The 565-nt window shown below is 47.4% G+C and carries 1 protein-coding gene; it reads left to right on the top strand.

Annotated features, from left to right (window positions below; genetic code table 11):
- The coding region (locus tag SJI03_RS28805) for a DUF3304 domain-containing protein (RefSeq protein ID WP_322429459.1) at positions 1-405 on the top strand (405 nt) is incomplete at its 5' end.
- Positions 406-565 lie beyond the last annotated feature (160 nt).

The following is a 565-nucleotide window of genomic DNA, read 5'->3' as shown; positions in this document are numbered from 1 at the left end:
GCCCTCAAGGCCAGGCAGGTTGAGCAAGCCGGCCCAAGTCCTACCGCGACGGCGCAGGTGGGTATTGTCAACCATACGGGAAATTTTATTTACTCCGCAACGGTGGATGGTGCCGGAGGCGCGAATATGGCCAGATGGGGAGCGGGGGGAGCCGAAGTTTGCTGCGCCTCTATCCCGAGAGTGTGGTATCCAGGAATGATGGTGCTGGTGCGGTGGGATATGCCGGATGGACTAAAACATATTATTAAAGAAAAAATGGTGGAAGTGGAAAAATATGATGAGCCTGGGGATATCTATATGCATTTCTTCCCCAATGATAAAGTGAGGGTTGTCGTGTCAAATGCTGGAGGGGGTGCAAAAACTCATCCTATTCTTCATTTCGGAAAACCTGCCAATATTCCTTGATAGGATGATCGATAAAATTTCCATTTCTGGACCGCTTCCGAGCACTTTTTCTTGAAGCATCCACGTGTGGACAGTCCCCTATTTTCTATTGCCGTATATGGCAGTAAAGTAGAAAAACAACGTAGCATTTTTTGCAAGGTGAAAACCATGAAATGGATTA

It is taken from the genome of Janthinobacterium sp. GMG1 (assembly GCF_034427795.1).
GTDB lineage: Bacteria > Pseudomonadota > Gammaproteobacteria > Burkholderiales > Burkholderiaceae_D > Janthinobacterium.
This window is presented reverse-complemented; position numbering and strand designations above follow the sequence as displayed.